This is a genomic window from Pseudactinotalea sp. (assembly GCF_048594945.1).
Lineage (GTDB): Bacteria > Actinomycetota > Actinomycetes > Actinomycetales > Beutenbergiaceae > Pseudactinotalea.
The window spans coordinates 1-3435 of sequence record NZ_JBMDXJ010000498.1 but is presented as its reverse complement, the minus strand read 5'-3'; the positions used below and the strand labels follow the sequence as shown (position 1 = coordinate 3435).

The window sequence follows — 3435 nt, the reverse complement described above, 5'->3', positions numbered from 1 at the left end:
CGAGCGTCAACTCGACACCGGGGAAGACGGTGAGTCGCTGCTCCGTGGAAAGCGGTTGGCCCTGTTCGTTCGTCTCGTTCTCCGCGGCCTTGCGGATCAACGGCGCGAACAGAAGGTCATGGTGATCAGTGATCGCAACTGCGTTCAGGCCGATACGCCGACACGCCGCGACGAAGGATTGTGCGTACGTGACTCGGTCGGCGTCAGCGGTTGCTCTCTTCCCCTTCCATTGGGCGTCCCTAGGCGTGTGGACCTGGAAGTCAGACCGATAGAAGTGCGCGCCACGATCACGATCCACCGGATGCTCCCGTCTCGCCCAATTCAGTGACAGTCCGGTGATCCATGTGCATCCCGTCCACCTGGTTGCGCCGCGTCATGGCACAACCGTAGTGAAGAGGTCACGTCAAGATGTGCCAACTGGCTCACCCGGGTCCGAGTTGCCCCACGGGAACAGCCCCTGTTGTCGGTGCGCACGCTGCTGGGATCCTCCACCGCGGGCGGCCTCAAAACTTGTGCCGTGAAGCGAACCAGTCGGGCCGAGCGCCGGGCACAACGAGATCGGATCGGTGGACGGCGGGAGCGGGCACCCCGATACTGGACTCCAGATTTGCCACATCTGTCGGGCGGTCGTCTTAGTCTGCACCTGACTGCGGCATTAAGGAGGAGCAGGGACGTGAGAAGTATCGACGTTGTGGCCGACAGCCGACAGCTGCCGGCCGCCCTACTTCCCCCGAGGTTCGGTTCGCGTCTCCGCGAGCAGGAGTTGGTGTGACCGATGCTCAACTACACCGCGATCGACTTCGAGACCGCAAACGCCTACCGCGGCTCGCCGTGCTCGGTTGGCCTCGTGAGGGTCCGCGATGGGCAGGTCGTGGAGAAGCGCCACTGGCGAATCCGCCCTCCCGAAGGTGCTGACTGGTTCGACTTCTGGAACGTCTCGATTCACGGAATTACTGCCGAGATGGTGGCCGACGCGCCACGTTGGAAGGAGGTGCTGCCGCACATCGTGGGCTTCATCGGTGATGACGTGGTGGTCGCCCACAATGCGGGATTCGACATCGGAGTGATCCGCTACGCGTGCGCGGTGGACAACGTCGAGTGGCCCGAACTGCGCTTCCTGTGCACCCTCGTCATGGCCCGCCGTGCCCTCGCGCTCCCGAGCTACCGATTGCCGTATGTGGCCGAGCACCTCGGCCACGTGCTCGATGACCACCACGACGCACTTGCTGACGCCTACGCCGTTGTCGAAGTGGTCCGTCGCTTGGCTGATCGCCTCGGTGCTAGCGACCTCGACGCGCTTGCAGACTCGGTAAAGGTCCGCGTCGGCCAGATGAGCAGCGGCATCTATCAGGGCAGCGTGTCGACCGCGAGCAGTAACGGCCACCTCGTGCGGCCTGACCTCAACCCCAACGCTGACGTGGACGGCTACCTCTACGGGCGGGTCGTGGTGTTCACGGGCAAGTTGATGTCCATGACGCGCCAGATCGCTTGGGAGGAGTGCTCGCGAATTGGGGCCTTGGCAGAAGCGGACACCACCAAGCGGACCAACGTCCTGGTAGTCGGCGATATCAATCCTGCCGTCCTTCGGCCCGGCTCCGAGGTCTCGGGCAAGACGCGCAAGGCCTTCCAGTTGCAGGACCAGGGCCAAGAGATTGAGGTGATGACGGAGGACGACTTCCTCCACTGCCTCGACGGCAACCGGCTCGACGGCGTGGAGGTCCTGCTCGACACCAGGAGCCCGGACGCCACGGCCTCCTACCGCCACCCGGCCATGTCCGCTCCGAGCCGCGATCGAAGTGTCCGGCTGGCCGATCGGACGGCGCCCGCGCCGCCGAAGCCAGCCAAGCCGCCGAGGCCATTGCGACGGACGCCAGTTCCAACCGATCAAGCCTGTTCGGTCGAAGGCTGCGCGACATTCGCTGCCTTCAAGACGCGGACGAGGCCCACGTGGTGCGCTGCCCACATCGAGGAAATCCAGCGGATCGGCGGCCTGCGCCCACTCGAGCCCTTCACTCACCCGGACGACTTTCAGTTGACAGTGTGCCTAAGTTGTTCGGCGGAGGCCCACTATCGCTTCAACTACACCCTTGAGAAGAACAGCTGGAGCGAACCGACCTGCCGGGCTTGCTTCTGGCGCAGGTGGGCTAGTGACGCACGAAGGATGCAGGGCGCGTGGGCAAACTTGACGCCCGTTCCGTATGAAGCCGCCAAGGCAATTGCCGAGGAGCACGGCTTCGATTACCTCGGCCCACTGACCGCGCCCTCCTACGGCGAAGACCCTCACCACACAAGGTGTCGCCGTTGCGGGCGGATCAGCGCCGGCCGGCTCGGGGACATCACCTTCGGCTGCCCATGCGAACCTCGTAAGTGAGCCGCACTCCTCACACTCTGATCGACGCACTCGATCGATCGAACAATCCAGTTGTCGACGATGCTCGAAACTTGCGGCCCGATGCGACGTTCGAACTCGAAGCCACTGGTTCGCGTTGCTTGTCTGCCGTGTCGTAAGGCCTACGCGCGCGCTGTTCGACGGAGCGTCGGGAGAGGAAGAACCGAACATCTCGGAAACGAAAACGGCGTCTAGCGCTGCACGGAGCAACGTTTGCCGCGACGGACCGGACGACCGTATTATATCTGCAGTTCTCCTACACGGAAATGACCGCCGCCGTGGGTCCGACACCGGGCCACTCCCCAGTGTTCTAGGAGGTTCTGTCTTGCGCGTCGGCTGGCTCTTCAGTTGCGCCTTCAAGCCCTTCGTCGCCTGCAACTTTCTCGGGAACGGATGGCTGCGGGGGCCGGTCGACACGACCGGCCGCGAACTTCCGTCGGTTGGCCCAACTGAGGTCGCGAGCGTCGACGTCCTGGATGGTTTCGTCGTACCAGGCGTCGTCGCCGGGAGGGGCCAACTGGTTGAACGTCTGCTGGTCGAAGTCAGGTGAGAGCTGCCAGTCCGGTGTGATCCCACTGGCCGTCCTAGCGCTCGTAAGCCTGGAGGCGAGGACAGATACATGGGTCCCTCCCGACTCAATGAGTTCGCGTACGGCCTCTCGAAGCGAAGAGTCTTCGTGGCGGAGGACGAAGTAGACCTGGTATCCGACACCGAAGCCTTCTGGGGCGTCGTCACCTTGCTTGAGATGCTCGAGGAAGTTGTCGGCGGCCTGCTTCACAAGCGCCGCCGTCACCTGCTCGAACCATGGCGGTGTCGCGGATCGGTACGCACGCTCGATCTTGTTCTCGACTGACTGCCACGCGCGAATACGGAGAACGGGACTGTTGAACCTCCCCAGGACGTCCCGAACGGCGTCCATCGGTGAGTCCGTGCCGAGTCCGACAAGCGTGTCGCCAACCCAGCTCAGGACCCGGTCCAGGTCGCTGAAGGGGCCACTGTCGTCTACGGGCAGCTTGTTCGAGATTTCCGCGAGTACTTCGACGAGC

3 protein-coding genes are annotated in these 3435 nt (G+C 63.6%); 1 reads left to right on the top strand and 2 read right to left on the bottom strand.

The window, feature by feature from the left end; translation table 11 throughout:
• Window positions 1–298 (bottom strand): hypothetical protein (locus tag ACOJSN_RS22560; protein ID WP_420114731.1); only part of this gene is annotated, 298 nt, incomplete at its 3' end.
• A 477-nt stretch (window positions 299–775) separates the two neighbouring features.
• Between ACOJSN_RS22560 and ACOJSN_RS22555 the strand changes: the two genes are divergently transcribed.
• Window positions 776–2371, top strand: a complete 1596-nt coding sequence (locus tag ACOJSN_RS22555) for an exonuclease domain-containing protein (RefSeq protein ID WP_420114730.1) — start codon at window positions 776–778, stop codon at window positions 2369–2371.
• A gap of 328 nt (window positions 2372–2699) precedes the next feature.
• Here the strand turns inward: ACOJSN_RS22555 and ACOJSN_RS22550 are convergent.
• On the bottom strand, window positions 2700–3435 hold a 736-nt coding region (locus tag ACOJSN_RS22550), incomplete at its 5' end, for a hypothetical protein (protein ID WP_420114729.1).

What these genes read in the sequence shown, in the direction of transcription:
- ACOJSN_RS22555 (WP_420114730.1), top strand. Translation starts at nt 776, where the DNA reads ATGCTCAACTACACCGCGATCGACTTCGAGACCGCAAACGCCTACCGC.